This window comes from Flavobacterium sp. ARAG 55.4 (assembly GCF_051846875.1).
Classification (GTDB): Bacteria; Bacteroidota; Bacteroidia; order Flavobacteriales; family Flavobacteriaceae; genus Flavobacterium; species Flavobacterium plantiphilum.
This window is the reverse complement of record NZ_JBPYCT010000002.1, coordinates 1-25,384: the sequence shown is the minus strand read 5'-3', so window position 1 is coordinate 25,384 and position 25,384 is coordinate 1. Positions and strand designations below refer to the sequence as shown.

Annotated in this window: 26 protein-coding genes and 1 pseudogene; 16 read left to right on the top strand and 11 right to left on the bottom strand. The window is 34.9% G+C overall.

Features of this window, described 5'->3' with window-relative positions:
* Positions 1–29: 29 nt before the first annotated feature.
* Positions 30–785: an SDR family NAD(P)-dependent oxidoreductase gene (locus tag ACSV4D_RS02325; protein WP_439226983.1), complete on the bottom strand. Its 756-nt coding sequence runs from the start codon at positions 783–785 to the stop codon at positions 30–32.
* Positions 786–1,167: 382 nt separating this feature from the next.
* Between ACSV4D_RS02325 and ACSV4D_RS02320 the strand changes: the two genes are divergently transcribed.
* The 8 genes from ACSV4D_RS02320 to ACSV4D_RS02285 all read left to right on the top strand — a co-directional run bounded on the left by ACSV4D_RS02320 (position 1,168) and on the right by ACSV4D_RS02285 (position 10,489).
* Complete coding sequence (locus ACSV4D_RS02320; protein WP_408080097.1) at positions 1,168–2,172, top strand: AAA family ATPase; 1,005 nt, start codon at positions 1,168–1,170, stop codon at positions 2,170–2,172.
* A gap of 80 nt (positions 2,173–2,252) precedes the next feature.
* The gene (locus tag ACSV4D_RS02315; RefSeq protein ID WP_439226982.1) at positions 2,253–3,116 is read left to right on the top strand and encodes a DUF58 domain-containing protein; all 864 of its coding nucleotides are present in this window, start codon (positions 2,253–2,255) and stop codon (positions 3,114–3,116) included.
* Positions 3,117–3,203: 87 nt separating this feature from the next.
* A complete protein-coding gene (locus ACSV4D_RS02310) occupies positions 3,204–4,835 on the top strand; it encodes a hypothetical protein (RefSeq protein WP_439226981.1) in 1,632 nt (543 codons plus the stop codon).
* Complete coding sequence (locus ACSV4D_RS02305) at positions 4,835–5,836, top strand: vWA domain-containing protein (protein ID WP_439226980.1); 1,002 nt, start codon at positions 4,835–4,837, stop codon at positions 5,834–5,836. Before ACSV4D_RS02310 ends, ACSV4D_RS02305 begins: the two co-directional genes overlap by 1 nt.
* A gap of 158 nt (positions 5,837–5,994) precedes the next feature.
* A complete protein-coding gene (locus ACSV4D_RS02300) occupies positions 5,995–7,029 on the top strand; it encodes a VWA domain-containing protein (protein ID WP_439226979.1) in 1,035 nt (344 codons plus the stop codon).
* Between the two features lie 58 nt (positions 7,030–7,087).
* Positions 7,088–7,870, top strand: a complete 783-nt coding sequence (locus tag ACSV4D_RS02295) for a tetratricopeptide repeat protein (protein ID WP_439226978.1) — start codon at positions 7,088–7,090, stop codon at positions 7,868–7,870.
* A gap of 89 nt (positions 7,871–7,959) precedes the next feature.
* Complete coding sequence (locus ACSV4D_RS02290; protein WP_439226977.1) at positions 7,960–9,708, top strand: BatD family protein; 1,749 nt, start codon at positions 7,960–7,962, stop codon at positions 9,706–9,708.
* Positions 9,709–9,745: 37 nt separating this feature from the next.
* Positions 9,746–10,489, top strand: coding sequence for a tetratricopeptide repeat protein (locus tag ACSV4D_RS02285; protein WP_439226976.1), 744 nt, complete (start codon positions 9,746–9,748; stop codon positions 10,487–10,489).
* Positions 10,490–10,542: 53 nt separating this feature from the next.
* Here the strand turns inward: ACSV4D_RS02285 and ACSV4D_RS02280 are convergent, their stop codons facing one another.
* Positions 10,543–11,043, bottom strand: coding sequence for a CvpA family protein (locus ACSV4D_RS02280; protein WP_439226975.1), 501 nt, complete (start codon positions 11,041–11,043; stop codon positions 10,543–10,545).
* A gap of 146 nt (positions 11,044–11,189) precedes the next feature.
* On the opposite strand from ACSV4D_RS02280, the gene ACSV4D_RS02275 reads away from it, so the two are divergent.
* The 3 genes from ACSV4D_RS02275 (at position 11,190) to ACSV4D_RS02265 (ending at position 13,174) form a co-directional block, all read left to right on the top strand.
* Positions 11,190–11,546, top strand: coding sequence for a hypothetical protein (locus tag ACSV4D_RS02275; protein ID WP_439226974.1), 357 nt, complete (start codon positions 11,190–11,192; stop codon positions 11,544–11,546).
* 111 nt (positions 11,547–11,657) lie between these two features.
* Complete coding sequence (pheS, locus tag ACSV4D_RS02270; protein WP_439226973.1) at positions 11,658–12,677, top strand: phenylalanine--tRNA ligase subunit alpha; 1,020 nt, start codon at positions 11,658–11,660, stop codon at positions 12,675–12,677.
* Positions 12,678–12,766: 89 nt separating this feature from the next.
* Positions 12,767–13,174: a hypothetical protein gene (locus ACSV4D_RS02265; RefSeq protein WP_439226972.1), complete on the top strand. Its 408-nt coding sequence runs from the start codon at positions 12,767–12,769 to the stop codon at positions 13,172–13,174.
* A 141-nt stretch (positions 13,175–13,315) separates the two neighbouring features.
* Here ACSV4D_RS02265 and ACSV4D_RS02260 read toward each other — a convergent pair whose 3' ends face one another.
* The 7 genes from ACSV4D_RS02260 to ACSV4D_RS02230 all read right to left on the bottom strand — a co-directional run bounded on the left by ACSV4D_RS02260 (position 13,316) and on the right by ACSV4D_RS02230 (position 18,825).
* Positions 13,316–14,311, bottom strand: coding sequence for an NAD(P)H-dependent glycerol-3-phosphate dehydrogenase (locus tag ACSV4D_RS02260; protein ID WP_408080073.1), 996 nt, complete (start codon positions 14,309–14,311; stop codon positions 13,316–13,318).
* A gap of 282 nt (positions 14,312–14,593) precedes the next feature.
* Complete coding sequence (locus ACSV4D_RS02255; RefSeq protein ID WP_439226971.1) at positions 14,594–15,751, bottom strand: iron-containing alcohol dehydrogenase; 1,158 nt, start codon at positions 15,749–15,751, stop codon at positions 14,594–14,596.
* Positions 15,752–15,823: 72 nt separating this feature from the next.
* Positions 15,824–16,405, bottom strand: coding sequence for a nicotinate (nicotinamide) nucleotide adenylyltransferase (nadD, locus tag ACSV4D_RS02250; RefSeq protein WP_408080069.1), 582 nt, complete (start codon positions 16,403–16,405; stop codon positions 15,824–15,826).
* Positions 16,406–16,438: 33 nt separating this feature from the next.
* The gene (locus tag ACSV4D_RS02245) at positions 16,439–16,804 is read right to left on the bottom strand and encodes a four helix bundle protein (protein ID WP_439226970.1); all 366 of its coding nucleotides are present in this window, start codon (positions 16,802–16,804) and stop codon (positions 16,439–16,441) included.
* 63 nt (positions 16,805–16,867) lie between these two features.
* Entirely contained in the window at positions 16,868–17,440 is a 573-nt protein-coding gene (gene gmk, locus ACSV4D_RS02240; RefSeq protein ID WP_439226969.1) for a guanylate kinase, read from the bottom strand.
* A 76-nt stretch (positions 17,441–17,516) separates the two neighbouring features.
* Positions 17,517–18,377, bottom strand: a complete 861-nt coding sequence (locus ACSV4D_RS02235) for a YicC/YloC family endoribonuclease (protein ID WP_408080063.1) — start codon at positions 18,375–18,377, stop codon at positions 17,517–17,519.
* A 91-nt stretch (positions 18,378–18,468) separates the two neighbouring features.
* Complete coding sequence (locus ACSV4D_RS02230; RefSeq protein ID WP_408080061.1) at positions 18,469–18,825, bottom strand: arsenate reductase family protein; 357 nt, start codon at positions 18,823–18,825, stop codon at positions 18,469–18,471.
* A gap of 82 nt (positions 18,826–18,907) precedes the next feature.
* Between ACSV4D_RS02230 and ACSV4D_RS02225 the strand changes: the two genes are divergently transcribed.
* Positions 18,908–19,363 carry a DinB family protein gene (locus ACSV4D_RS02225; RefSeq protein ID WP_408080059.1) on the top strand — a complete coding sequence of 152 codons (456 nt, stop codon included), beginning with the start codon at positions 18,908–18,910 and terminating at the stop codon, positions 19,361–19,363.
* A 50-nt stretch (positions 19,364–19,413) separates the two neighbouring features.
* Here the strand turns inward: ACSV4D_RS02225 and ACSV4D_RS02220 are convergent, their stop codons facing one another.
* Together ACSV4D_RS02220 and ACSV4D_RS02215 are read right to left on the bottom strand one after the other, a co-directional pair.
* Positions 19,414–20,154, bottom strand: a complete 741-nt coding sequence (locus ACSV4D_RS02220; protein WP_439226968.1) for a DUF3298 and DUF4163 domain-containing protein — start codon at positions 20,152–20,154, stop codon at positions 19,414–19,416.
* A gap of 115 nt (positions 20,155–20,269) precedes the next feature.
* Positions 20,270–21,082, bottom strand: coding sequence for a THC0290_0291 family protein (locus tag ACSV4D_RS02215; RefSeq protein ID WP_439226967.1), 813 nt, complete (start codon positions 21,080–21,082; stop codon positions 20,270–20,272).
* Between the two features lie 374 nt (positions 21,083–21,456).
* Here ACSV4D_RS02215 and gdhA point away from each other — a divergent pair, with 374 nt between their 5' ends.
* The 4 genes and pseudogenes from gdhA to ACSV4D_RS02195 all read left to right on the top strand — a co-directional run.
* Positions 21,457–22,800 (top strand): NADP-specific glutamate dehydrogenase, encoded by a 1,344-nt coding sequence (gene gdhA, locus ACSV4D_RS02210; protein ID WP_439226966.1) that lies wholly within the window; start codon positions 21,457–21,459, stop codon positions 22,798–22,800.
* A gap of 126 nt (positions 22,801–22,926) precedes the next feature.
* Complete coding sequence (gene recO / locus ACSV4D_RS02205; protein WP_439226965.1) at positions 22,927–23,640, top strand: DNA repair protein RecO; 714 nt, start codon at positions 22,927–22,929, stop codon at positions 23,638–23,640.
* Between the two features lie 558 nt (positions 23,641–24,198).
* The gene (locus ACSV4D_RS02200; protein ID WP_439226964.1) at positions 24,199–24,699 is read left to right on the top strand and encodes a hypothetical protein; all 501 of its coding nucleotides are present in this window, start codon (positions 24,199–24,201) and stop codon (positions 24,697–24,699) included.
* Positions 24,700–25,202: 503 nt separating this feature from the next.
* Positions 25,203–25,384: pseudogene (locus ACSV4D_RS02195) on the top strand (hypothetical protein); the annotation flags it as partial.

The window sequence follows — 25,384 nt, the reverse complement described above, 5'->3', positions numbered from 1 at the left end:
GCTCAAATCAATGAGCTGTTTTTTTATGCTTATTCGGCTCTTTGAATCATCGTTGCCGAACCTTGTGCCGTACACATGACGACTAAATCAGAGATGTTTACGTAGTAAGGTCTTGATATGACAAAATGGATAATATCTGCGATATCTTCAGGTTTTAAAGGGGTAAATCCTTTATAAACATTGGCAGCTTTTTCAGTATCACCTTTAAAACGAACCTGACTGAATTCGGTTTCTACAAGTCCCGGATGAATCGCTCCTACACGAATTCCATACGGATTCAAATCCATTTTCATTCCTTTATTAAGCGCATCAACAGCATGTTTTGTGGCGCAATATACATTTCCGTTTGGATAAACCTGTTTTGCCGCTGTGGAACCTATATTAATTATATGTCCTGATTGTTGGGCAATCATTTTTGGGATTATTGCTTTGGAAACATATAAAAGACCTTTTAAATTAATATCAATCATGTTTTCCCAGTCCTCAATATTTCCATCCTGAATGGAATCCAAGCCGTGAGCATTTCCGGCATTGTTAATTAAAATATCAATTTTCGAAAAAGCATCCGGCAGGGAATTTATTTTTTCAAAAACGTCTTTTTTATTGCTGACATCGAATGATAAAGTGTGGACTTTAGTATGAAGACTAAGTTCTTTTTCCAGTTCCTTTAATCGGTTTTCACGTCTTCCGCAAAGTATAATGTTGTAATTATTCCGGGCTAACAGTTGTGCGGTTGCTTTTCCTATTCCACTGGTTGCACCGGTTATTAATGCTGTTTTATTCATGTTTAATCAGTATGCTTGTTTTTTGAAAGAAAATGATTTTCGAATTTTAATAAAATTGAGAATATTTTTTTAACTGTTTATTTAATCGAATGCTAAAAAAAGCTCTTTTTGTTCTTTATTGATTCGTTTGCTAAGGTCTTTAATTTGTGTTGATTATATTCTATTTGCGGCTTTAATTTTTCAGAAAAAAATCTATTCTTTTTCGTTTTGAAAGGATAATTCTTAGACTTCTTAAAATTATGGAAATTGTATCATAATTCGACCTTAAAATTGCAGGATTGACAGAAGTTTTAACCATTTTTTAACATCTTTCCTGTAAAAAAAAATTCAATTTGCACTCTCAAAACTAAGGCATTAAATTCAAGGTATAAAAAATAATTTTATGGAAGAGAATACAGCGACTTTAGACATCAGAGCAATCAATGAAAAAATAGAAAGAGAGAGTGCTTTTATCGATCTTCTTACTATGGAAATGAACAAGGTGATTGTGGGTCAAAAGCAAATGGTTGAACGATTATTGATTGGATTATTAGGACAAGGACATATCTTGCTTGAAGGTGTTCCCGGACTGGCAAAAACTTTAGCAATTAATACGCTTTCTAAAGCGGTTCACGGTTCTTTTAGCCGAATACAGTTTACCCCGGATTTATTACCTGCAGACGTAGTAGGAACAATGATTTATAATATTAAGCAAAATGAATTTTCTATCAAAAAAGGACCCATTTTTGCTAATTTTGTTCTTGCTGATGAGATCAACCGTGCTCCGGCTAAGGTACAATCGGCTTTGTTAGAAGCTATGCAGGAAAAGCAGGTTACCATTGGAGATACTACTTTTAAACTGGAAAAACCATTTTTAGTTTTAGCTACGCAAAACCCAATTGAGCAGGAGGGAACTTATCAGTTACCCGAAGCACAGGTGGATCGTTTTATGCTGAAAACGGTAATTGATTATCCTAAAATGGATGAAGAGCGACTGGTGATTCGTCAAAACTTAAGCGGAAGTTACGAGAAAGTAAATCAGGTAGTTTCTATTGAGCAGATTTTACGTGCACAGGAAGCTGTACGAGATGTTTATATGGATGAAAAAATAGAAAAATATATTCTGGATATTATTTTCGCCACCCGTTATCCTGAAAAATATAAACTAGCTGATCTGAAACCATTAATCAGTTTTGGCTCTTCGCCACGTGGAAGTATTAATTTAGCTACTGCGGCAAAATGTTATGCTTTTATAAAACGTCGTGGTTATGTAATTCCAGAAGATGTTCGTGCTGTGGTACATGATGTTTTACGTCACAGAGTAGGAGTGACTTATGAAGCTGAGGCAGAAAATATTACTTCGGTTGATATTATCAATAAGATTATAAACGAAGTAGAGGTTCCGTAAAAGTGAATAGTAATAAGTGAACAGTAATTAGCCTTGGTTCGTTACTATTCACTATTCACTAATTACTAATTACTAGAAAAATGGATACAAAAGAGCTTTTAAAAAAAGTACGAAAAATAGAAATCAAAACCCGAAGACTGAGTGATCATATCTTTTCAGGGGAATATCATACTTCTTTCAAAGGGCGTGGAATGACTTTTAGCGAAGTACGTCAGTATCAATATGGAGATGATATTCGAAATATCGACTGGAACGTTACCGCACGTTATAATGAAGCACATGTAAAAGTTTTTGAAGAAGAACGCGAGTTAACCATGATGCTGATGGTTGATATTTCGGGTTCGGAGAGTTTTGGTTCTAAAAATCAATTTAAAAAAGACATCGTAACAGAAATTGCTGCCACGATGGCTTTTTCGGCTACACAAAACAACGATAAAATAGGGCTGATTTTATTTTCGGACCAAATCGAATTGTATATTCCGCCAAAAAAAGGAAGATCTCATGTTTTGCGTATCATTCGTGAACTGATAGAATTCGAACCAAAAAGCCATAAAACAGATATTGCTCAGGCATTGAAATTTTTGTCGAGTACTCAAAAAAAGAAAGCTATTGTTTTTATGATTTCTGATTTTATGTCGGATGATTATGAGCAGACCTTAAAAATTGCAGCTAAAAAACATGATCTTACAGGAATAAGAGTCTACGATATCAGAGAACAAAAAATGCCAAACATAGGAATGGTTCCGATGCTGGATGCCGAATCAGGCGAAGTACAACTCGTAGATACCGGCTCTAAAGTTGTCCGGATGGATTATGAGAAATACTATCAGGAGCAATTAAATTATTTCAGAGAAACCTTTAGTAAATCAGGTTCAGGTGTAGTAAATACCAGAGTGGACGAAAGTTACGTAACTAAATTGTTAGGTTATTTTAAATCGAGATAAAATTTCAGCATTAAGCTTATTTCGTCAATTTGAGCAAAGTTTCCCGATAGCGGTTCTTGATTTCAGATTTTAACAGGATTCATAAACATGAAAAAACAAATATTCTTCTTACTTCTGCTTCTTTCTACTACAGTTTTTGCACAACAAAAAAGAGTAGAAACAAGTATTGATACAACAAAAAATAAAATTGGAGCCGAGTTTAAATTAACGGTGAAAACTTCGGTAGACACTTTGTCTAAAGTTGTTTTTCCCAAATTAAAAAATATTGGTGCTTTAGAAGTTATTCAGTCTTACCCTGTTGATACCGTAAAAAATAATGACCGCTATGAGTTAATTAAAAAATACGGACTGACACAATTTGATTCAGGGCGTTATGTCATTCCTGCTATCAAAATAATTATTAATAGCAAAGCTTATCAAACAGATTCCATAGCTGTTGAGGTGGCTAATGTTGAGGTGGATACTTTAAAACAAAAAATGTATGACATCAAAGATATTCAGCCTGCTGCTGACACTATAGGCGACTGGTGGAAATATCTTTTAGGTTTAATTGTATTTCTGGCAATCGGGGCAGGGATATACTGGTTTTTAAAGAATAAACAAAAGAAAAAAATAGAAGAAGAAGTTTATAAGACACCTATAGAAAAAGCTACTAGTCTGTTGAATAACTTAGAAAAGAAAGAACTCTGGCAAAAAGGAGAAGTAAAAGAATATTATAGCGAATTAACTGATATTGCCCGAAATTATATTGAAGAAGCTATAGAAATTCCGGCCATGGAGAGTACAACTTCGGAACTGATAGCAGGTTTAAAAGCGGCTTCTGTCAAAAAGAAAATGACGGTTTCTGGCGAAACAATTGAAAATCTGGAAAGAGTTTTAAAACAGGCCGATTTAGTAAAATTTGCTAAATCAAAACCGCTGGAATATGAAATAACCGAAGACAGAAATAAAATCCAAAAAGCAATTTTAACCCTGGACAGTTCTATTCCTGTTGAGGTTCCTGCTGAAGAAGATGTTTTGTTAAATGAAGCACAAAGGCAAAAACAAATTGCACTTCAGTTAAAAAAGAAAAGAAAACAACGCATTATTACAGCTGCCGCTATTGTGTTATTTTTATTGACAGCAACAACTATTTTTCTGATGGTTACTAAAGGATTTGATTATGTAAAAGATAATCTTATCGGGCATCCTTCAAAAGAACTTCTGGAAGGAGAATGGGTAAGAAGTGAATATGGAAATCCGGCTGTAAAAATTGAAACTCCAAAAGTTCTTGTAAGAACAGATTTGTCTAAAGCTTTGCCGAAAGAAGGGATGGCTTTAATCAAAGAAATGCAATCATTTGTTTACGGAAGTATGATTGATAATTTCTATTTAATGGTTTCCACTTTTAAGTATAAACAAGAAGGACAAATCGATTTGAAAAAATCAATGGACGGTTCCTTGCAGGCTATGGAATCTCAGGGTGCACAAAATATGATAGTGAAACAGGAAGATTACGAGACTAAGGAAGGAATTACAGGTTTAAAAGCATATGGAACTTTCTCCAGAGTAAGTCCGATTACTAATGAGAAAGAGAGAGTGTATTATGAAGTTTTGATGTTCAGTCAGGAAGGCGGATTACAACAAATTCTGATTCTGCATCAGGAAGGAGATAAATATGCAAATGAAATTTCAGAGCGGGTTTTGAACTCGGTTGAATTAAAACAAGGAGATAAATAATGGCAAAAATAAATTTTTTAAATCCGGAGTTTTTTTGGTTGTTTCTTTTAATTCCATTAGCCATCATTTGGTTGGTTTTAAAAAGAAATCAACAATCGGCAACTTTAAAAGTAAGTTCTGTAAAAGGTTTTAAAGGCTCTTATTCAGTATGGACAAAATTAAAACCCTATCTGAGTGTACTTCGTTTATTGGCATTAAGTTCTTTAATAATTGCGCTGGCAAGACCCAGAACAGTTGATATTAGTAACAGAACAAAAACAACTAAAGGAATAGACATTGTAATGGCAGTGGATGTTTCAGGAAGTATGCTTGCTAAAGATTTGAAACCAAATCGGATGGAAGCTTTGAAAAGAGTAGCGGAGAATTTTGTTGATCAACGGCCAAATGACAGAATCGGATTAGTGGTATATGCCTCCGAAGCGTATACTAAAACTCCGGTAACCAGTGACAAAGCTATTGTAGCACAGGCCATCGAAAGTATCAAATATGATAATATTTTAAAAGACGGAACCGGTATAGGTATGGGATTGGCTACGGCAGTAAACCGATTAAAAGACAGTAAAGCTAAGAGTAAAGTAATTATTTTGCTGACAGATGGTGTTAACAATGCCGGTTTTATTGAACCGGAAACAGCTGCAGATATTGCAAAACAATACGGAATAAAAGTATACACCATAGGAATCGGAACCAATGGAATGGCTGAGTTTCCTTATGCACTGGGTCCTAACGGACAGTTTTTATTTCAAAGAATGAAAGTTGAAATCGATGAAAGATTGATGAAAAGCATAGCTAAGAAAACCGATGGGGAGTATTTCAGAGCTACCAGTAACAGCAAGCTAGCCGAGATTTATGACGAAATCAATAAACTGGAGACTACTGAAATTGAAGAATTGAAGTTCTATGATTATGATGAAAAATACAGGCCTTTCGTGTGGTTAGCCGGTTTTCTGATATTGCTTGAATTTGGATTACGAAATACAGTTTACAGAAGCTTTATTTAGTGCTAAAAGTTCATAAAGAATTCACTGAGAATACAAAGCTTTAAAAGCTATAAGTTTTGAAAATAGAATTGTTAGAACTGATAAATGGAACTTTATAAAGAGAAATTAATATAGTGTACTTTGCGACAAAACTTAGTGCCCTTTGTGGTTAAAGAAATATGGAATTAGACGAAAAAATATATTTGTACTTACTTTTTATACTACCTCTTGTAGTGTTGCTTTTCCTGTTGAATATGTACTGGAAAAGAAAAAAACAAAAGGAATTTGGTGATTTGGATATCATAAAAAAACTAAGTCCTGAACATTCTGTTTTTAAGCCGGTTTTTAAATTAATACTACTTACATTAGCATTACTGGGTTTAATTTTAGGCTTAGTAAATCCTAAAATAGGAACCAAGCTGGAAACCGTAAAACGGGAAGGTATCGATATTGTTTTTGCAATGGACGTTTCTAAAAGTATGCTTGCAGAAGATGTGGCACCTAATAGATTAGAAAAAAGTAAACAAGTAGTCTCTCAGATTATTAATCAGTTGGGAAGTGATCGCATCGGTATCGTAGCTTATGCGGGAAGCGCTTTTCCCGTTTTACCTATTACGACCGATTATGGTGTAGCAAAAATGTTTTTACAAAGCATGAATACCGATATCGTTTCTTCTAAGGGAACATCTTTAGACGAAGCTATACGATTATCTGCAACTTATTTTGATGAAAAAAGTAAAACGTCTAAACTGTTAATTCTTATTTCTGATGGAGAAGATCATTCCGAAGGTGCTCAGGCAGCTGCAGAGGAAGCGAATAAGCTGGGAATGCGAATTATTACTATCGGAATAGGAACCGAAAAAGGAGGAACTATTCCGTTAAAAAGAAACGGCATAGTACAAAGTTATCAAAGAGACAGAAATGACGAAGTAGTTGTAACTAAACTAAATCAGCCCGGCTTAGAGTTAATTGCAAAAGAAACTAAAGGCGGTTATGTAAGTGGAAATAATACTAAACAAGTAGTTGAATATATTAAAAAGACATTAGATACGATTCAGAAAACGGAATTTGAATCGACTCAAATGGCCGATTTTCAGTCCCAGTTTCAATGGTTCTTAGGATTCGCTTTCGTGCTGTTGTTTCTGGATATATTTCTTTTAGAGAAAAAAACCAATTGGGTTAAAAAGTTAAACTTATTTAACGAGGAAAAATAAATGTCAATTCCTTTGAAGGATTAAATTAAATGATAAGGGAGAACACAAAGAAATGAAAATGAAGAATTTTATAAAATACGGATTTACGTTTTTTGCACTGCTGTTTGTGGGTTTGGGCAACATTTTGGCGCAGGAAAAAGACAAAGCATTACCAAAAGCAAATGAGGCTTACAGTGAAAGTAAATATGCTGAGGCGGAGGCAGAGTATAGAATATCGAATTCTAAATTTCCTAACAGATCCGTTTCACCGTATAATTTGGGAAATGCTATTTACAAACAAAATCAGGCTTCGGAGGCTAAATATGCTTACGCAAAAGCGTTAAAAAATGCCAGATCAAGGGTTCAGAAACACAAAGCGTATCATAATTTAGGAAATGTGTTTATGAAAGAGAAGAATTATACCGAAGCCGTAGAAGCTTATAAAAATGCTCTTCGCAATAATCCTGCAGATGAGCAGACCCGATACAATTTTGCATTAGCAAAAAAAATGCTGAAAGAAAATCCTCCAAAAGACAATAAGGATAAAAAAGATAAAAACAAGGACAAGGATAAAGATAAGGACAAGAAGGATCAGGACAAAAAAGATCAGGACAAAGACAAGAAAGATCAGGATAAAAAAGACGAGAATAAGAAAGATCAGGACAAAAAAAATCAGGATAAAAAAGACGGTAAGGATAAAAAGGATGAAAATCAGCCACCAAAACCACAGCCGGGCGGAATTTCCAAAGATCGTCTGCAAAATCTTTTAGATGCAGTGAATAATGAAGAAAAGAAAATTCAGGATAAGGTAAACGCAAATAAAGTAAAAGGAAAACCGGTTGAAACAGAAAAAGATTGGTAGAATTTAGTTGATTCGTTTAATCGTTAATTTGTTTCAAGAAAGCAGTTAATCTATTAGACGAATAAACAGTTAAACAATTAAACAATTTAATGAAAAGATATTTAGTAGTATTACTGTTAAGTTTTCAGGGACTTTGGGCTCAGGTACAGTTTGAGGCTAAAGTGAGCAAAAACACGCTGGGTCTAAACGAAAGACTTCGTATTGATTTTGTGATGAATATTGATGGTGACAATTTTAATGAACCTTCTTTTGAAGGATTCAGAGTCATTGCAGGTCCAAGTCAGCAAGTGAGTCAATCCTGGGTAAATGGTAGAAGCTCGTTTGAAAAAATCTATTCTTATTATTTAATGCCTAATCAAAAAGGCACATTGACAATTAAGCAGGCTACCATAGAATACAATGGGCAGGTGTATAAGACTAATCCGGTAAGGATAAATGTTACCAATGCGGTTGAACAACCGAAAGATCCTAATGATACCAGTCTTTCCGCGGATAATAATTTATATCTGGTAGCGGATGTTTCTAAAACAAATCCGTATATCAATGAGCCGATTACTGTGGTTTATAAATTGTATTTTAGTTATAATATTGGAATCAAAAACTGGAGAGAATTAGGGAAACCAACCTATAATGACTTCTGGAGTCAGAATATTGATATCAAAGAGTTAGTTCCTGAAGAAGGAATGTTTAAAGGAGAAAAATTTCGTTATGTGGTTTTGAAAAAAACCGTTTTATATCCTCAAAAATCAGGTAAGCTGGCTATTGAACCACTTTCATTAGATATTGATGTAGAATTGCCTACTAATCGAAGAAATATTTTTGGACAGATGCTTCTGAAAGAAGACAGCAAAAGGGTTTCAGCCGGAGCCAGAAACATCAGTGTAAAAGCATTACCGGAAGCTGGAAAACCGGAAGATTTTTCAGGGGCAGTGGGAAGCTTTGACTTTAAAGTAATTCCTTCAAAAACGGAACTTAAAAACGGAGAAAGTCTGGATTTAGTGGTAAGTGTGGCCGGAAAAGGAAATTTAAAACTGTTTAATTTACCAAAACCGGTTGTGCCAAATGCGCTGGAAATGTATGATGCCGTTCATAATGAGCAGGTAAATACGCCTCTTTCAGGAATGACCGGAAAAATCTCCGATAGTTATACAATTATTCCGCAGTATAAAGGAGAATATCCTATAAAACCGATGCAGTTCTCTTATTTTGATTTAAATTCTGGCAAGTATAAAACGATTACTTCTCAGGAGATTATTGTTAAAGTACTTGACGGTCCAACACCTACTGATGCTACAGCTTCAGCCGGAGTTCAAAAAAATCAGGTAGTCCCAACGGAACAATTTAAGTATGTCAAATTAAAAACAAAATTGGAAGCGATTAATCACAAAGATTTTTTTGGCTCAAGCTTGTTTTATTGTTTGTTATTAATACCTTTTGGTTTATTACCGGTGATTGTATTAGCTAAAAAGAAAAAAGAAGCCATTGACAGCGATGTTGTAGGAAACAGAATCAGGCGAAACAACCGTCTGGCAAAGAAATATTTATCGGAAGCGAAAAAGCAAATCAACAACAAAGAACCTTTTTATGTGGCGCTTGAAAAAGCCATGCATAATTTCCTGAAAGCTAAATTGCATATTGAAACCTCGGAAATGAGTAAAGATAATATTAAGGAAATTTTATTGTCTAAAAATGCAAATCCGGTATCGATAAATGAGTTTATTGCACTTACTGAAAACTGTGAAATAGCAAGATATGCGCCGTCATCCAGTGCAAGTATTCAAAAAGATTATGAAAAAGCAGTGCTGATAATTTCTGATCTTGAAAAACAGCTTTCTTAAAAAAGATTAAACACAAAGGATACAAAGAGTACTAAAAATGAAAAACATACTTTACTTATTATTGTTCGTTAGCCAGGTTTTCTTTGCCCAAAGTGGTTTTGAAAAAGGAAATAGTTTGTATAAAAGCGGCAAATATGAGCAGGCTATCGACGCTTATAATTCTGAATTAAGCGCTAAAAAGCAATCGGCAGAATTGTATTTTAATTTAGCCAATTGCTATTATAAACTCAATAAAGTAGCGCCTGCGATATACAATTATGAAAAAGCATTAGTCCTGAATCCTAACGATAAAGATATTGTCAACAATTTAAGATTTGCTCAGAAAAGGACTGTAGATGAAATAAAAGTAGTGCCTAAAGTAGGTTTTGCAAAATTACTTCGTGATTTCACCGGTAATTTTCATTACAATACCTGGGCATGGATTTCGGTTGTTTTCGCTGTTTTATTTCTAGGATGTTTTTTAGGATATTATTTTTCAGCTTTAGCATTGAATAAAAGATTATTTTTCTTTGGAATGTTTGTAATGCTGGTATTTGTTATTATCAGTATTTCATCGGCTGCTTTTGAAAAAAGTCATTTTAAAAATGAAAAACCGGCAATTGTTTTCGCAGAAATGGCAGAAGTTAAGAATGAACCACAAAATAAAGGAACAAATGTAGTTGTTTTACATGAAGGAACTAAAGTATATGTAAATGAAAAAGTAGACAACTGGAAAAAAATTCAATTAACGGACGGTACCGAGGGCTGGATTGACAGTGATGCCATCCGGGAAGTGAAATAGGAATAAGATTATAGATTCCAGGATACAGATACCTTCTGAGTTTTGAAACTGGCTTACTTTTTAAGGTCTCCATACCATTTTGCAATAGACGGATACAGGAAAGCAGCGGTTTTCTGAATAGGATTGTAAAAAATGGAATTGTCAAGTGTTTCCTGTTTTGCAAAAAAATGGTTGTGATTTATTTTTTCGAAAATCGAAAAGATAATTCCAATAAGCAATACCGTTTTTAGAACACGAAATAATCCACCGCCTAGTTTGTTCATCCACCCCAGAAAAGCAAAATCTACAATTCCGGTAAGTATTTTAGCAGTGAAATGAATAGCAATTACAACCAGAAGAAAAGTAAGAAGAAAAGCAAAAATCTGAATAGTATTTGGATTCCAATGTACGTGCTCTGATATTAGGTCTTTAGTAATAACGGAAAATTTAACAGCAAAATAAACTCCTAAAATTAATGAGAGAAAAGAGGCTAACTCTATAAAAAGACCATTTATAGTTCCCTTATACAAAGCAAAAACCAGTAAAGCACCCAAAATTATATCTAAAAAACTCATAGTAAAAAGAGAAAAGAATAAAGAGCAAAGATAAAAGAATTATGTTGGTATCTTTGCCCTAAAATCTTAGAATTAAAATTTTAGATTTTAGATTGAAAATTCTTAATCTAAAATCTAAAATCTAAAATCTAAAATCAGAAATCAAAATGTCAAGAGATACACAACTTAAAGAGCGCTGGGAAAGGCTCGTCGATATGCTTTCTAATCAGTTTTCGCAAGGCGAAGATTTAGATTTGGATGCTATTATTTTTCTGATTGGTGTTCAGGAACTGGGTAAATTTCATCGGGAATATAAAAAAGATGAAAAATTAAACCTGATGCATATTGCCATTTGCCGTTTGTTAGAACCTTATGGGTTTTATGAATTCGAATTTTTTGATGAAGATGGCTGGCCGCATTACAAAGTAAAAGAAGAATTGCCCCCTTTGAAAGCAGGAGAACAATCGGTTTTAATGAAAGAAGCGATTGTGAATTATTTTATAGAAAAGCAACTCATTGAGTAATTAGTAAAGAGGGAGTAGTAATTAGTCATGGGTTTTTTATAACTAATCACTAATTACTTTTTACTACTCACTAAAAAAAACTAAATTTGCACTCTCAATTATTGGATGAAAATGATAGATAAGATTAAAGAATATATTGGTGAAGCACAAGCTTTTTCAACACAGGATACAGCAGAATTAGAAGCATTCAGAATTAAATTTTTAGGAAGCAAAGGGATTTTAAAAGACTTTTTTGCTGAATTTAAGAATGTTCCTAATGAGCAAAAAAAAGAATTTGGACAGGTAATTAACCTGCTGAAAACTTCTGCAGAAGAAAAAGTAAAATCAATCCAGGAAGCTTTAGAAAACAAAGAAGAATCTAAAGGAATTTATGGCGATTTAACCCGTGCGGCTGAGCCGGTAACTATTGGTTCCCGTCATCCGATTTCTATTGTAAAAAACCAAATTATTGATATTTTCTCGACTATTGGATTCAATGTTTCCGAAGGTCCGGAAATTGAAGACGACTGGCATAATTTCACTGCATTGAACTTGCCAGAATACCATCCGGCACGTGATATGCAGGATACGTTTTTTATCCAGACTAATCCTGATACTTTGTTGCGTACGCATACTTCATCGGTTCAGGTGCGTTATATGGAAAACAATAAACCGCCTATCAGAACGATTTCTCCGGGACGTGTTTTCCGTAATGAAGCCGTTTCATCGCGTTCACATTGTATTTTTCACCAGGTGGAAGGATTATACATTGACAAAGAAGTTTCTTTTGCTGATTTGAAACAAACCTTATTGTATTTTACCAAAGAGATGTTTGGAAAATCAAAAATCCGTTTGCGTCCTTCTTATTTTCCATTTACTGAGCCAAGTGCCGAAATTGATATTTATTGGGGACTAAAAACGGAAACTGATTACAGAATTACCAAAGGAACCGGTTGGTTAGAAATTGGTGGTTGCGGAATGGTAGATCCTAATGTTTTGAAAAACTGTGGCATCAATCCTGACGAATATAACGGATTTGCATTTGGAATGGGAGTAGAGCGTATTGCCATGTTGTTGTACCAAATTGGAGACATCCGTATGTTTTATGAAAACGACATACGTTTCTTAGAACAATTTAAATCGATAATATAATTTATAAGTCCTTAGTTGGTAGTCCTTAGTCATTAGTTTAAAATATTGCTAAGGACTGAGTACTAAGTACTAGGGACTCTTTTTTAAAAATGAAAAAAGACATCACAATCCCCGAAGTAGAAAACGTATTCATTGCTGCCGTTCAGGAATGGAGCGATGATTTTATGGAGAAAGTCTGGTATGCTTATTTAGTAAACGACAGCGATTTTAATATTGAAAGTGTGATGGTGGTTTCTAAAGCTTTTGGAACTATTGATGGCGAAATGAAGAAAACCTCTGTTTTGCGTCATGCTTTTGTGGAAGTTCCTGCTGTTTCAGTAGTCAAAATCGAAATGGTCGAAAAAAGTCTTTTAGCGTTGAATAATGAATTCATGCTGACTTATTTTATTGGAAACACTTTATACGACAAGAAATTTATTTTTAAAGCCAATTTCATTAACGAAAACAATACCGAAGAAGTACCGATTCTATTTGTAGATGGTGTGATTGTTCGATAAATTTTATCTTAAAATAATAATAACCACAAATTCACTTATTATAATTTGCGACCCGAGCGATAGCGAATAGGTGAAGCAATTTGCGGTTACTCTCGTCATGTGATTGCTTCGTTCCGATAGCTATCGGAACTCGCAATGATATTAATCCAGTTTATCCACCAGTTTTTTAAATACGGCTTTAGCATTTTTACCTTCGTACAAAATTTCATGAACGGAGTCAATAATAGGTGTTTTGGCACCATAACCCTGATTGAGTTTGTACGCACTTTTAGCAGCATAATAACCTTCGGCAACCATGCTCATTTCCATCATGGCACTTTTTACGGTGTAGCCTTTGCCAATCATGTTTCCGAACATTCTGTTTCTTGAAAAAACCGAATAACCTGTTACCAATAAATCGCCCAGATAAGCCGAATCATTGATGTTGCGCTTCATTTTGTGTACTTTCTTGATGAACTGTTTCATTTCCCGAATCGCATTACTCATCAACACCGATTGAAAGTTATCGCCATAGCCTAAGCCATGTGCAATTCCGGCTGCAATAGCATAAATGTTTTTAAGCATCGCAGCATATTCGGTACCAATAATATCATCGGTAATTTTAGTTTTAATATAATTTCCAGCAAGATTTTTAGCAACATTTTCTGCTTTTTTTTCGTCACCACAAGCAATGGTCAGATACGATAAGCGTTCTAATGCTACTTCTTCGGCATGGCATGGACCGGTAATTACACCAATATTATAATAAGGGATGTTGTATTGAAAATGAAAATGTTCCCCAACAATCAAACTGGTTTCAGGAACTATTCCTTTAATGGCTGAGAAAATAATTTTGTTTTTTAGAGAAACAGTCAGCTTTTGCAGTTCAGTATCTAAAAAAGCGGAAGGAATTGCAAAAATAAGGTAGTCTGCATAAGAAACAGCTTCATTTATGTCATTAGTAAGCAGTAGTTTTTTAGTGTCAAATTCTACTGAACTAATGTAATTTGGGTTGTGTTTGTGTGCTTTTATATGCTCAATAGCCGATTCATTTCGCATATACCATGAAACTTCAGAAAGATTGACGCAGAGCATTTTTGTAATGGCTGTTGCCCAGCTCCCACCACCAATTACTGCAAACTTTATATTTTCACTCATCTTTTTATAGTTTAACCAAAAGTACTTAAAAATGTACTAATGAAGCAAGACTATTCTTTTTGAATTGGACACAGATCTGTAAAAACAAATATTTTCAATTTTTTTTAAATACTATGCAATAAAAAGAAGGTTGGTTTCGTTGTAAAATAGTATATATGAGTAATTTGTGTTTTTTAAATTATTAGAATTAGTTAATTTAGTTTTGGTGTTATTTTAAAAAGGCGTCTGAGAATAGTACTCACAGACGCCTTTTTTGTTGAGAATAAAGTTTATTTACTAAAATTAATAACTCATTTCTACAATCTCTTTTAGCTTTTCCAGAGTAATATTTTGTCTTTCTCCCATTGCTTTCCAGCCTCTTTCATCAAATCTGTTTACAATAAAATCGGCAGTTTTGCTGTAATTCTCTGTGTATTGTGACAGTCTGGTGTCCATTCCCATCGTGTGGAAAAAAGCAACGGTTTTATTGATGGCTTCGTTTGCAATTTCGTCCACCGTTCCCGATAAATTAAAAATACGTTTTCCGTATTGCGCCAGTTTTTCTTTTTTAGTTTCGAATAAAACCCTGTAAAGATTTGGTCCAATAATGGCTAATGTTCTGGCATGATCGATTCCGTAGAGTGCCGTTAATTCGTGACCAATCATGTGCGTTGCCCAATCACTGGGAACTCCTTTTTGGATTAATCCGTTCAAAGCCATGGTACAAGACCACATAAAATTAGAAGCCAATGCATAATCGGCAGGATTTTCAACCACTTTAGGACCTACTTCGATTAAGGTTTGCAAAATTCCTTCGGCAATCCTGTCCTGTAAATAACCTTCGTGCGGATACGTTAAATATTGTTCCATGACGTGTGTAAAAGCATCCACCACACCATTTTGTAATTGTCTTTTTGGTAAAGACTGAATTACAGTTGGATCACAAATTGAGAATTGCGGAAACAAAGCGCTTCCGCCGGAAGCCAGTTTTTCCTGAGTCGCTTGAATCGTTACCACATATCCGGAATTCATTTCGCTTCCCGTTGCCGGCAAGGTTAGAATGGTTCCAAAAGGCATTGCATTTTCTTTTATTAGAATATGTTTTTGTAAAATATCAATTGGATTTCCGTCAAAATGTACGGCAGCCGAAATGAATTTTACACCATCAATTACTGATCCACCCCCTACTGCCAGAATAAAATCGATTTTTTCTGTTTTTATTACTTCAACGGCTTTCATCAAAGTTTCAAAATGCGGATTGGGTTCAATTCCACCAAATTCAACAATTTCGAAACCTTTTAAGTTATCGATTACCTGTTGGTGAATTCCGTTTTTAAAAATGCTTCCGCCGCCATAAGCCAGTAATATTTTAGCACCTTGCGGAACTAATTCGGATAATTTTTCTATTTGTCCTTTACCAAAAACCAGTTTGGTTGGATTGTATAATTCGAAGTTTAGCATGATTTCTTTTTTTATCAAAAATAAGAAATTGCTTCCCGGAGTGGGCGAAATGATACGTTAATTAAATTCTAATTATTTTTTATAAAATAAATTATGATCGATATATTCCCAAACTTTTGGAGATAATAGCGGGCGTATGTTTTTAGCTGATTTGATATTATTTCGGATAGTAGTTGAAGAAATTTCAACAACCGGAGCATCAATCAGGTGAATTTTAGCATGGTTTTTTAGTTCCAAATTTTCGGTTTCAGAAGAAATACGCGGGTACACATAAATTTCATGATGTGCCAGAATGGCTTCGTAATTTTTCCATTTATGCAATGATTTCAGATTGTCTTCGCCCATGATTAATGAGAATTCATGATTTGGATATTTTTCTTCCAGATGTACCAAAGTGTTTACTGTATAATTAGGCTGCGGAAGTTTAAATTCAATATCCGAAGGTTTGAGTTTTGGATAGTCTTCGGTAGCTAAATAAACCATTTGTAAACGATGGTAATCATCCAGTAAAGTGCTCTTTTTCTTCAACGGATTGTGTGGTGTAACCACGAGCCAAACCTGATCCAAGTCAGAATGCTCAGCCATGTGATTGGCAATGATGAGATGTCCAACATGAATGGGGTTAAAAGTGCCGAAATACAATCCTATTTTCATTTTTTTAGTACTTAGTTTTTTAGTCCCTAGTCCTTAGTTTTTTAAGTTTTTTGAGAAGGCATTTATCATTTTACTTTCTTCTTCTATTAAAAACAGAATTTCATTAAATAAATTATCATCAATTACAAAATCTAATTCTTTTGAAATAATGAGTTGTGTTTCTATTTCATTTAATGAACCTCTGGCAATATTTAAAAAATGATTAAATGATTTATCTGTTTGTCGTCCAAATCCTTCTGCAATATTTGAAGGGATAGAAACGGAAGCTCTTTTTAACTGACTTGTTAAAGCATAAATTTCTTCTTTTGGAAAATCGTTTGTGAGTTTGTAAATCAAAACCACAATTTTGATGCCCTTTTGCCAAATTAATAATTCTTTGTATGATTTAACTCCGCTCATAATTTGGTTAATTTTCACATGGTTATTACTTAATACTAAGGACTAGGTACTAATAACTAAGGACTACTTATTAACAAAATCCCTAACCAACTCAGTCGCTTCTTCCAAAGCCACTTCTAAATCATAATTTTTAATAATCACATCAAATTGTGGAGCAGTGGCGAGTTCGACGTGAGCTTTAGCAATACGCATATTGATTTTGTCTTCGCTTTCGGTAGAGCGTTCTTTCAAACGTCTTTTGAGTTCGTCCACACTTGGGGGTTTTACAAAAACAGCTAAAGTTTCTTCCGGAAATTTATGTTTGATACGCAATCCGCCAGCAACATCAATATCAAAAATCACATTTTTGCCCAAAGCCCAGATGCGTTCTACTTCGCTTTTTAAAGTTCCGTAAAAGTTATCCCGGTACACTTCTTCCCATTCCACGAAATCCTCGTTTTTAATGTGGTTTTTAAATTCGTCTAAAGAGATAAAATAATAATCCTGACCATTTACTTCTTCGCCTCTGGCTGCGCGTGTTGCAGCCGAGATAGAAAACTCTAAATTCAGGTCTTCCTGTTTTAATAAATGCCTTACTATAGTTGTTTTTCCTGAACCTGATGGCGCCGAGAATACGATTAATTTTCCTTTTTTCATCATTATAAGTGATTAGTGAATAGTAATTAGTGAATGGTTTCAAACTCTAATTACTATTCACTAGTTACTAATTACTTTATAAAACATTAAGCACTTGCTCTTTAATTTTTTCCAATTCGTCTTTCATCATCACAACTAATTTCTGCATTTGTGCATGATTGGATTTAGAACCCATAGTGTTGATTTCGCGTCCCATTTCCTGAGTGATGAAACCTAATTTTCTACCATTGGCTTCTGTTCCTTTGATGGTTTCTAAGAAATAATCCAAATGATTGGTCAAACGCACTTTTTCCTCAGTGATGTCTAATTTCTCTAAATAATAGATTAGTTCCTGTTCAAAACGGTTTTCGTCGACATTTACTTTTAATTCATCAATGGCAGTTTGCAAACGGTCTTTGATGGCTTGAACACGTTCCGGATCAAGTGCCAGAGCATCATTCATATATTGACGAATATTACTGATTCGCAACTGAAATTCTTTTTCCAGCGATAGGCCTTCGTCTTTTCTAAAAGAAAGAATATTATTCAAACTTTCGTTGATAACTTCTTTTATCTGAGTCCACTCGTTTTCGTCAATTTCTTCTCTTTCCACTTTCATGGTGTCGGGCATTCGAACAGCCATTTTCATCAATTCGGTTTCATCGGCATCAGCATATACTTCTCTTAATTGATTGATATAGGCTTTTACAATAGGTACATTGACTTTCGTTGAAGTTTGCTCAGCAGTGCTTTCGATATAAATAGAAAAATCTACTTTTCCACGTTCTAGTGCAGCAGCTATTTGCGTACGTAAACCCAATTCCATTTCGCGGTAAAGCGATGGCATTCGGACGTTCAGGTCTAGTCCTTTACTGTTTAAAGATTTTACTTCGACTGTTATTTTTTTGGTTGGTAACTGCAAAGTAGCTTTACCAAAACCGGTCATGGATTGTATCATATTATTTTCTAAAAGTGGTCAAAGATAAAGAAAAGTTTGCAGTAGTCAGTTTTCAGTCAATGGTGTAAGAGATTCGATTTAATTTATAATGTTACTTTTCTAATGCTTTCATAACCTGAAGGATGTTTTGCTGACTGTTGCCAATGTAAATTTTGCCATCAATAATAAAAACCGGGCGGCTCAGGAAGGTATAATGTTCCAGAATGTATTTTTTAAAATCGGCTTCGGTTAAGTTTTTATCTTTTAATCCCATCGATTTGTACAATTGGGCTTTTTTGCTAAAAAGCGCTTCATAACTTCCCGAAAGCTGGTACATTTCTTCCAATTCTGTCTCAGTAATTGGGTCTTGCTTGATGTCGTGAAAAGCAAGATTATTGTCTTTAGGTAATGATTTGATGATTTTTCGACAAGTATCGCAGGAAGCGAGATAGTATATTTTATTAGTCATAATTATAATTTCTTTATGCAAAGAAAAATCATTTAGAACGTTAATTGTTTATTTTTACGCCAAAATTTACAAATTCAATACAATGAAAGAACTTTTAGAGATTACTAAAACAAGCAGAAACATGGTTTCTAAATTGATTCAGGGATATACTTTAGAACAACTGAACAAAGTTCCGGCAGGCTTTAATAATAATTTGATTTGGAATGTAGCGCATATTATCGTTACACAACAGGTGCTGGTTTATAAATTAGCAGGTTTACCGGTAATGGTTTCTGATGAATTGATAGAAAAATATAAAAAAGGAACTAAAACAGAGCAGGATGCTTCGCAGGAAGAAGTAGATGAAATTTTGTCTTTGTTACATAAAACAATCGAACAAACAGCCATTGATATTGATAATAATTTGTTCCAAAACTTCAATGAGTATCCAACATCTACAGGATTTGTGTTAAAAAACAATTTTGATTCGATGTCTTTCAATAACTTCCACGAAGGAATTCATATTGGTGTTATTATGGCTATTCGAAAATTAGTATAATGACCGAAATAAAGTATAAATAAAAGAGCTTTCTAATGGAAGCTCTTTTTTTATTTCGTTATCAGATAATCGTTTGCTTCTTCATATTTGATAAGCAACTCTCTGGAACCATCCACATAAGCGGCAATTTCATACGGGTTGTAATGAAGAATAATCCCTTCGTTTGTAAAAAAAATATTTTGGGCTACCTGAAAGACATCATTTTCAAAAAACATTCCGGTACTGTTTATCGATTGGTCTCTTGGTATTTTATATTTTTCTCTGAATCTGGTTTCAGCCAGCGCTTTAAAAAGATTCCAGTTTTTAAATAACTTTTCATTTGTTATTTTTTTTCCTGTTTTCGGATCAAAAATTAAAGAACGCAATCCGGCATATCCATGAGCTCCTCCGGTAAACGTGTAATGATTGATGGTAATGCTTAAGATGTTTTCCGATCTGTATTTTACTTCTCCTTCAATTTTAGCTTCCCATCCAAAATGATCTCTGGGAAAATCTCTTTTTATTTTTTCATAGTTCTGAATGAAGGATTGGGCTAATTCTTCATAATTTTTGGATTCATTAGGTTTGTCTCCAAAGTCAACAATAGATTTTACCGTTTTAAAAACGGTATTGTTAATGCTGTCTGAAACAGTCGCTGCATTTTCAGCCACCGGAATATCAATTTTTATATTCGGACACTTTTCAGTACAGTCTACAGAGGTTGTTTTTTCAAAAGACTGATTTTCAAAATCCAATTCTTTGGAACAACTAATACATATAAAAAGCAACAGAAAGAATAAAGTATATTTCATTTTAATTTTTTTAATCCGGATCTCAAATAAAGGGTTGAACTTTTCTAAAAAAGTCCCGGATTGAAAGATAACAGTTTTTAACTAAATATAAAAATCAAAAATTAGTGTTACTGTTTTATTGTAAGTAATAAATATAGCCCACATTAAACCATACGAGCCAGTCGTTGGCTTTGTTTTCTTTATAAAGATCCTTATTCGGGTTTAAGCCGTCAACCCAATCCGAAAAATAATACTGAAACCGTAAATCAACCATTAAATCACTCAGCGGTGCCAGCTTGTATCGCGTACCTACACTGGAAACAATAGACCATACACTGCCGCTTTCGGTTGAAAAACCATATTGACGTCCGTCATATGGCGTCAGGTATTTAGGATATGTGGTTAATGGTGTGCCTAATGGTCCTAAAGAAGATGTTGCTTCGGTATTGTAATAGCTAAACTGAGCGCCGAGGCTCACAAAAGGACCAAGACTTCCTATCCTTGCGGTGAAATCACGAATGCTTAACGGAAAATATTCTAACTGCATTCCCAGATTAGTCACTGCACTGTTGCCTTCCATGGCCCGTAATTGGTCTGCCTGAAGCGACGTCCGGTCAGGGCTTACCCATTCGCCAAAATGCTTGAATTCGGTTTTATTGTATGAGAGCTCCGTTCTTAACTTGAAGTGATCGTTAAAATACGTCTCGGGACTGTAACAGTTACATTCTGCGGTGTATGAAAAGTTCAGATAATGAATAATTCCTATTCCTAATCCGGTATTTCCGGCATTGGTACTCAAATCATGCCGCTCTCCGTAATCAGACTGAAAAGCAACAGGCCCCGCAATAACTCCAACCTCATGCGAAAAACCAAATTGCGCATTTATTTCACCGGAAATTCCTAGCAAAATAATAAGAGTTAATAAGCTTAGCAAATTATTTCTGAGCATTTTAAAACTTTTCGGGTTTGGACAAAGATATAAAAAACATAATTTATCTATTGCAATAATAACGAACTAAATAGCATACCCGTTAGGTGTAATTATCAAAAACGTCAATTCGAGTGTTTTTGACAATAATATTTCTTGTCCTCGATACAATTTTTATCGAAAATTACTCGAACTGACGAAAAATTATCATCAAAAACTAATCACATCCAACGGCTTAAATAGCATCTAAAAGATCAGCAAAAATGAGTGGTCAGGAATGCCGTTTTATTTTTATATTTCTCTTTTTAATTAAGTTTATTTTAAATAGAATTTCTTCATAAAATGTATATTTGTAAGAGGAGTAATTTTTTTTAAATTCATAATTAAACATACCTATGTCAAAGATATTTACAGATTTTATAAATGAGGTTTCGCTAAAAAATCCTAACGAACCGGAATTTTTACAGGCCGTATCAGAGGTTGCCGAAACGGTGCTTCCTTTTATAGAAGAGAATAAAAAATACCAAAACAAAATGCTTTTAGAGCGCATGGTGGAGGCCGACAGAATTGTTATTTTCCGGGTGGCCTGGATTGATGACAAAGGACAAGCTCAGGTAAACCGTGGCTATCGTATTCAGATGAATTCGGCTATTGGACCTTACAAAGGGGGGCTTCGGTTTCATCCTACGGTAAATTTAAGCGTTTTGAAGTTTTTAGCTTTTGAACAAACTTTTAAAAACAGTCTGACTACTTTGCCTATGGGCGGAGGAAAAGGAGGTTCTGATTTTGACCCAAAAGGGAAATCAGATATCGAAGTAATGCGTTTTTGTCAGGCTTTCATGACCGAATTATGCAAGCATATTGGTCCTGATACCGATGTTCCCGCTGGTGATATTGGAGTAGGAGCCAGAGAAGTGGGGTATTTATTCGGGCAGTATAAAAAAATCAGAAATGAATTTACCGGAGTCTTAACCGGAAAAGGAATTTCTTTTGGAGGTTCTTTAATCCGTCCTGAAGCTACAGGATATGGGGTAGTCTATTTTGCCCAAAGTATGTTAGCTACAAAGGGGGATGACTTAAAGAATAAGACCGTGGCTGTTTCCGGATCCGGAAATGTTGCACAATATGCGGTGGAAAAAGCCTCTGAGTTAGGTGCTAAAGTGATTACAATGTCAGATTCGGGCGGCTATATTTATGATGCTGATGGAATTGATGCCGAAAAATTAGCACATATCATGTATTTGAAAAACGAGCTGCGTACCCGAATTAGTGATTATGTAAACAAATATCCTAATGCCGTTTACCGTGAAGGGGAAAAATCATGGCAGCAGCCCTGTGATGTTGCCTTGCCGTGTGCCACACAAAACGAATTGGATGCTCAAAGTGCTCAGAAATTAGTTGACGGCGGATGTATTTGTGTGACCGAAGGGGCTAATATGCCTTCTACACCTGAAGCGATTGCCGTTTTTCATAAAGCCAAAATATTATTTTCTCCCGGAAAAGCTTCTAATGCCGGTGGAGTAGCGACTTCCGGTTTAGAAATGTCGCAAAATTCCCTTAGACTGAGTTGGACTGCCGAGGAAGTGGATGAAAAACTCAAAGGGATAATGCTTAATATTCACGCGGCCTGTGTGAAATATGGTGCCGATGCTGATGGGTATGTAGATTATGTAAAAGGGGCTAATATTGCCGGATTCGTAAAAGTAGCCGATGCCATGCTGGCGCAGGGAGTAGTTTAGTTTTTAGTCCTTAGTGCTTAGTTTTAGTTAGTTCTTTAGTGTTTTGCTAAGGACTAACTACTAAGGACTAGGGACTTTTTTATAAAGCTAAGGACTTTTAACTATCTTCGCAAAAAATCAAAATCCATGCAAATTAAAACCAGAGCAATTGTTATTTCGGCTTTAAAATACCAGGAAAAAAGCCTGATTGTAAAGTGCTTTACGTTGTCGCACGGATTGAAATCATACTTTGTGCGGGATGCTTTTTCGAATAGAAAGAGCAATCAGAAAATGGCTTATTTTCAACCGATGACCATTCTGGAAATCGAAGCCACACACAAGAACAAAGGCACTCTGGAGCATTTTAAAGAAATTAAAATTGCAGCGCCTTTCCAGTCGATACATTCCGATATTTACAAGAGTACCATTGTGTTGTTTCTTTCTGAAATTTTGCATCATTCGATACATGAAGAGGAAAAAAACGAATCCCTTTTTGAGTTTCTGGAAGCGGCCTTGCATTGGCTGGACGAACATGATGATATGGCTAATTTTCATCTGATTTTAATGCTCGAAATGACCAAGTATTTTGGTTTTTATCCTGATACTTCCGATATGGATATGCCTTTCTTCGAAATGAACGAAGGCGTTTTTACGCCCTTTCATGCTCTAGGTTCTCTGAGCGAACACGAAACCCAATTACTCAAAAAACTCATTGCTTTGAAATTGGATAACAATCAAAAAGTGTTTCATGTGATCGAAAGACAGATCCTTTTGAAAATTCTGATTGACTACTACGCATATCATCTCGATGGTTTTAAAAGACCAAAATCATTAGAGGTTTTAAAAGAGGTTTTTGCTTAAAATTTTCTAATTGTCCGAATTATTGAGGATGACACACAATCCTGATCTATCGGGACGGATTGTAACCGATTATCCAGATTATTTTTAAATATTCAATTACAACAGATTTATAGTCAGCTCTTTCAGAGTTTTAAAACACGAATCTTTTTATTGATCAATCTTAAAAGTGTCAATTGGAACGGATTATCCAGATTATTTTTAAATATTCAATTATAACAGATTCATAGTCAGTCATTTCAGATTTTTAAAACATGAATCTTTTTATTAATCAATCTTAAAAGTATCAGAACGGGCTTTAGCCCGTTTACAAATTAAAACAGAAAAGGCTTTAGCCAAATCTTGATTTAGATTTTGGCTAAAGCCTTTTCTGTTTTAATAATTCAAATCATCTGGCTAAAGCCAGACGCTATTGACAAAACTAATTATCCAAAACCCTATCCGTAATTGATCACTTATAATAAAATTAAAAAAAGAACTAACAAACTGCAAACCAAAAGAATAATAGTTTAGCTTTGGGAGTATAATCTTATTAATTATCAACCGTTAAACCATTATTTTATGTCAAATTTATTGAACAACCGTGTAAACACGACGGCTACGGCAGCGCAATTAACAGCAGTAAAAGCTGCTTTTCAAACCATTTTAACCAACCTGCCTTTTCTGGTGGGGCTTACTGCTGACGAAAGAAAGTCCTTAAACGCCATTGATGTCAACAACAAAGCCTTTGCCGAAGATGCTCTTAGTGCTGCGGTAAACAATGCTACACTGGTTCCCGGTTATATTTCGGTGCCTACTATGCAAAACGACCTGACGCTGTTTGCTCAAATGGACGAAATCTCGGGATTAGCGAACCAATTGTGCGAACGCATTGAGGATACTAAAATGCTGGCGGGTAGCGAAGCCTATAATACAGCACTTAGCCTGTATAAATCCTTTGGGACTGCCGCCGATGCCGGAGTACAGGGTGCCGACAGCATTGTCGATAAACTCAAGACTCGTTTTGCAACTAAAAGTTCCAGTGATCCGGTTACAGCACCTCCGGCACCTCCAGCGGCATAAAATTAAAAATTAATGCTATTAAACTGGGCTGGTTTCCATACCTAGAAAAGCCACCCCGCCCTCTGGGCACCTCCCGAAATAAAATAGGGATAAGCTCTCCAAAGGAGGGGAAATTACGCGACTTCCCCTCCTCAGGAGGGGTGCCTGCAAGGCGGGGTGGTTCGTTAAGCTGCTAAGGATCATTTCCAGTCCCATTGAACAAATGGGGCTTTTTTTATGCCTAAAAAGAACTGTTTAGGTTCGTTATAGGTACTTTTTTAGTGTCTTAAAGTAGTTTTTAGGTTTGTTATAGGGTATTTTTAAGTGCTTAAAGGGAGTTTTTAGGTTTGTTATAGCTACTTTTTTAGTAGTTAAAAGGAGTTTTTAAGTAGGATACAAGTACTTTTTAAGTACTAAAAGAGATGTTTTAAGTTTGCTATGAGGAGTTTTTAGGTACTATTAAACTAAAATGCTATGTTAATTTTGCTTATATTTGACACTATTCCTCTAAAAAATAGCGCCTTATGTCTGATAACACGAAACCAACCCCAGCCGTACAATACCCTCCAATAGGGAATTTTATCCATTACCACATTATACAGCAAGCCCAAACCAAAAGCAGCATTGCTAAGGCAATGGGTATAGGTCCTAAAGGATTAAGGGATTATTTTAAGAAAGATTCGCTGCAATTTGCCGTTTTGTGGAA

Bases quoted from the DNA above. Each gene is read 5' to 3' on its own strand.
- ACSV4D_RS02325 (WP_439226983.1), bottom strand. From the start codon at position 785: ATGAATAAAACAGCATTAATAACCGGTGCAACCAGTGGAATAGGAAAA.
- ACSV4D_RS02320 (WP_408080097.1), top strand. From the start codon at position 1,168: ATGGAAGAGAATACAGCGACTTTAGACATCAGAGCAATCAATGAAAAA.
- ACSV4D_RS02315 (WP_439226982.1), top strand. From the start codon at position 2,253: ATGGATACAAAAGAGCTTTTAAAAAAAGTACGAAAAATAGAAATCAAA.
- ACSV4D_RS02310 (WP_439226981.1), top strand. From the start codon at position 3,204: ATGAAAAAACAAATATTCTTCTTACTTCTGCTTCTTTCTACTACAGTT.
- ACSV4D_RS02305 (WP_439226980.1), top strand. From the start codon at position 4,835: ATGGCAAAAATAAATTTTTTAAATCCGGAGTTTTTTTGGTTGTTTCTT.
- ACSV4D_RS02300 (WP_439226979.1), top strand. From the start codon at position 5,995: ATGGAATTAGACGAAAAAATATATTTGTACTTACTTTTTATACTACCT.
- ACSV4D_RS02295 (WP_439226978.1), top strand. From the start codon at position 7,088: ATGAAGAATTTTATAAAATACGGATTTACGTTTTTTGCACTGCTGTTT.
- ACSV4D_RS02290 (WP_439226977.1), top strand. From the start codon at position 7,960: ATGAAAAGATATTTAGTAGTATTACTGTTAAGTTTTCAGGGACTTTGG.
- ACSV4D_RS02285 (WP_439226976.1), top strand. From the start codon at position 9,746: ATGAAAAACATACTTTACTTATTATTGTTCGTTAGCCAGGTTTTCTTT.
- ACSV4D_RS02280 (WP_439226975.1), bottom strand. From the start codon at position 11,043: ATGAGTTTTTTAGATATAATTTTGGGTGCTTTACTGGTTTTTGCTTTG.
- ACSV4D_RS02275 (WP_439226974.1), top strand. From the start codon at position 11,190: ATGTCAAGAGATACACAACTTAAAGAGCGCTGGGAAAGGCTCGTCGAT.
- pheS (WP_439226973.1), top strand. From the start codon at position 11,658: ATGATAGATAAGATTAAAGAATATATTGGTGAAGCACAAGCTTTTTCA.
- ACSV4D_RS02265 (WP_439226972.1), top strand. From the start codon at position 12,767: ATGAAAAAAGACATCACAATCCCCGAAGTAGAAAACGTATTCATTGCT.
- ACSV4D_RS02260 (WP_408080073.1), bottom strand. From the start codon at position 14,311: ATGAGTGAAAATATAAAGTTTGCAGTAATTGGTGGTGGGAGCTGGGCA.
- ACSV4D_RS02255 (WP_439226971.1), bottom strand. From the start codon at position 15,751: ATGCTAAACTTCGAATTATACAATCCAACCAAACTGGTTTTTGGTAAA.
- nadD (WP_408080069.1), bottom strand. From the start codon at position 16,405: ATGAAAATAGGATTGTATTTCGGCACTTTTAACCCCATTCATGTTGGA.
- ACSV4D_RS02245 (WP_439226970.1), bottom strand. From the start codon at position 16,804: ATGAGCGGAGTTAAATCATACAAAGAATTATTAATTTGGCAAAAGGGC.
- gmk (WP_439226969.1), bottom strand. From the start codon at position 17,440: ATGAAAAAAGGAAAATTAATCGTATTCTCGGCGCCATCAGGTTCAGGA.
- ACSV4D_RS02235 (WP_408080063.1), bottom strand. From the start codon at position 18,377: ATGATACAATCCATGACCGGTTTTGGTAAAGCTACTTTGCAGTTACCA.
- ACSV4D_RS02230 (WP_408080061.1), bottom strand. From the start codon at position 18,825: ATGACTAATAAAATATACTATCTCGCTTCCTGCGATACTTGTCGAAAA.
- ACSV4D_RS02225 (WP_408080059.1), top strand. From the start codon at position 18,908: ATGAAAGAACTTTTAGAGATTACTAAAACAAGCAGAAACATGGTTTCT.
- ACSV4D_RS02220 (WP_439226968.1), bottom strand. From the start codon at position 20,154: ATGAAATATACTTTATTCTTTCTGTTGCTTTTTATATGTATTAGTTGT.
- ACSV4D_RS02215 (WP_439226967.1), bottom strand. From the start codon at position 21,082: ATGCTCAGAAATAATTTGCTAAGCTTATTAACTCTTATTATTTTGCTA.
- gdhA (WP_439226966.1), top strand. From the start codon at position 21,457: ATGTCAAAGATATTTACAGATTTTATAAATGAGGTTTCGCTAAAAAAT.
- recO (WP_439226965.1), top strand. From the start codon at position 22,927: ATGCAAATTAAAACCAGAGCAATTGTTATTTCGGCTTTAAAATACCAG.
- ACSV4D_RS02200 (WP_439226964.1), top strand. From the start codon at position 24,199: ATGTCAAATTTATTGAACAACCGTGTAAACACGACGGCTACGGCAGCG.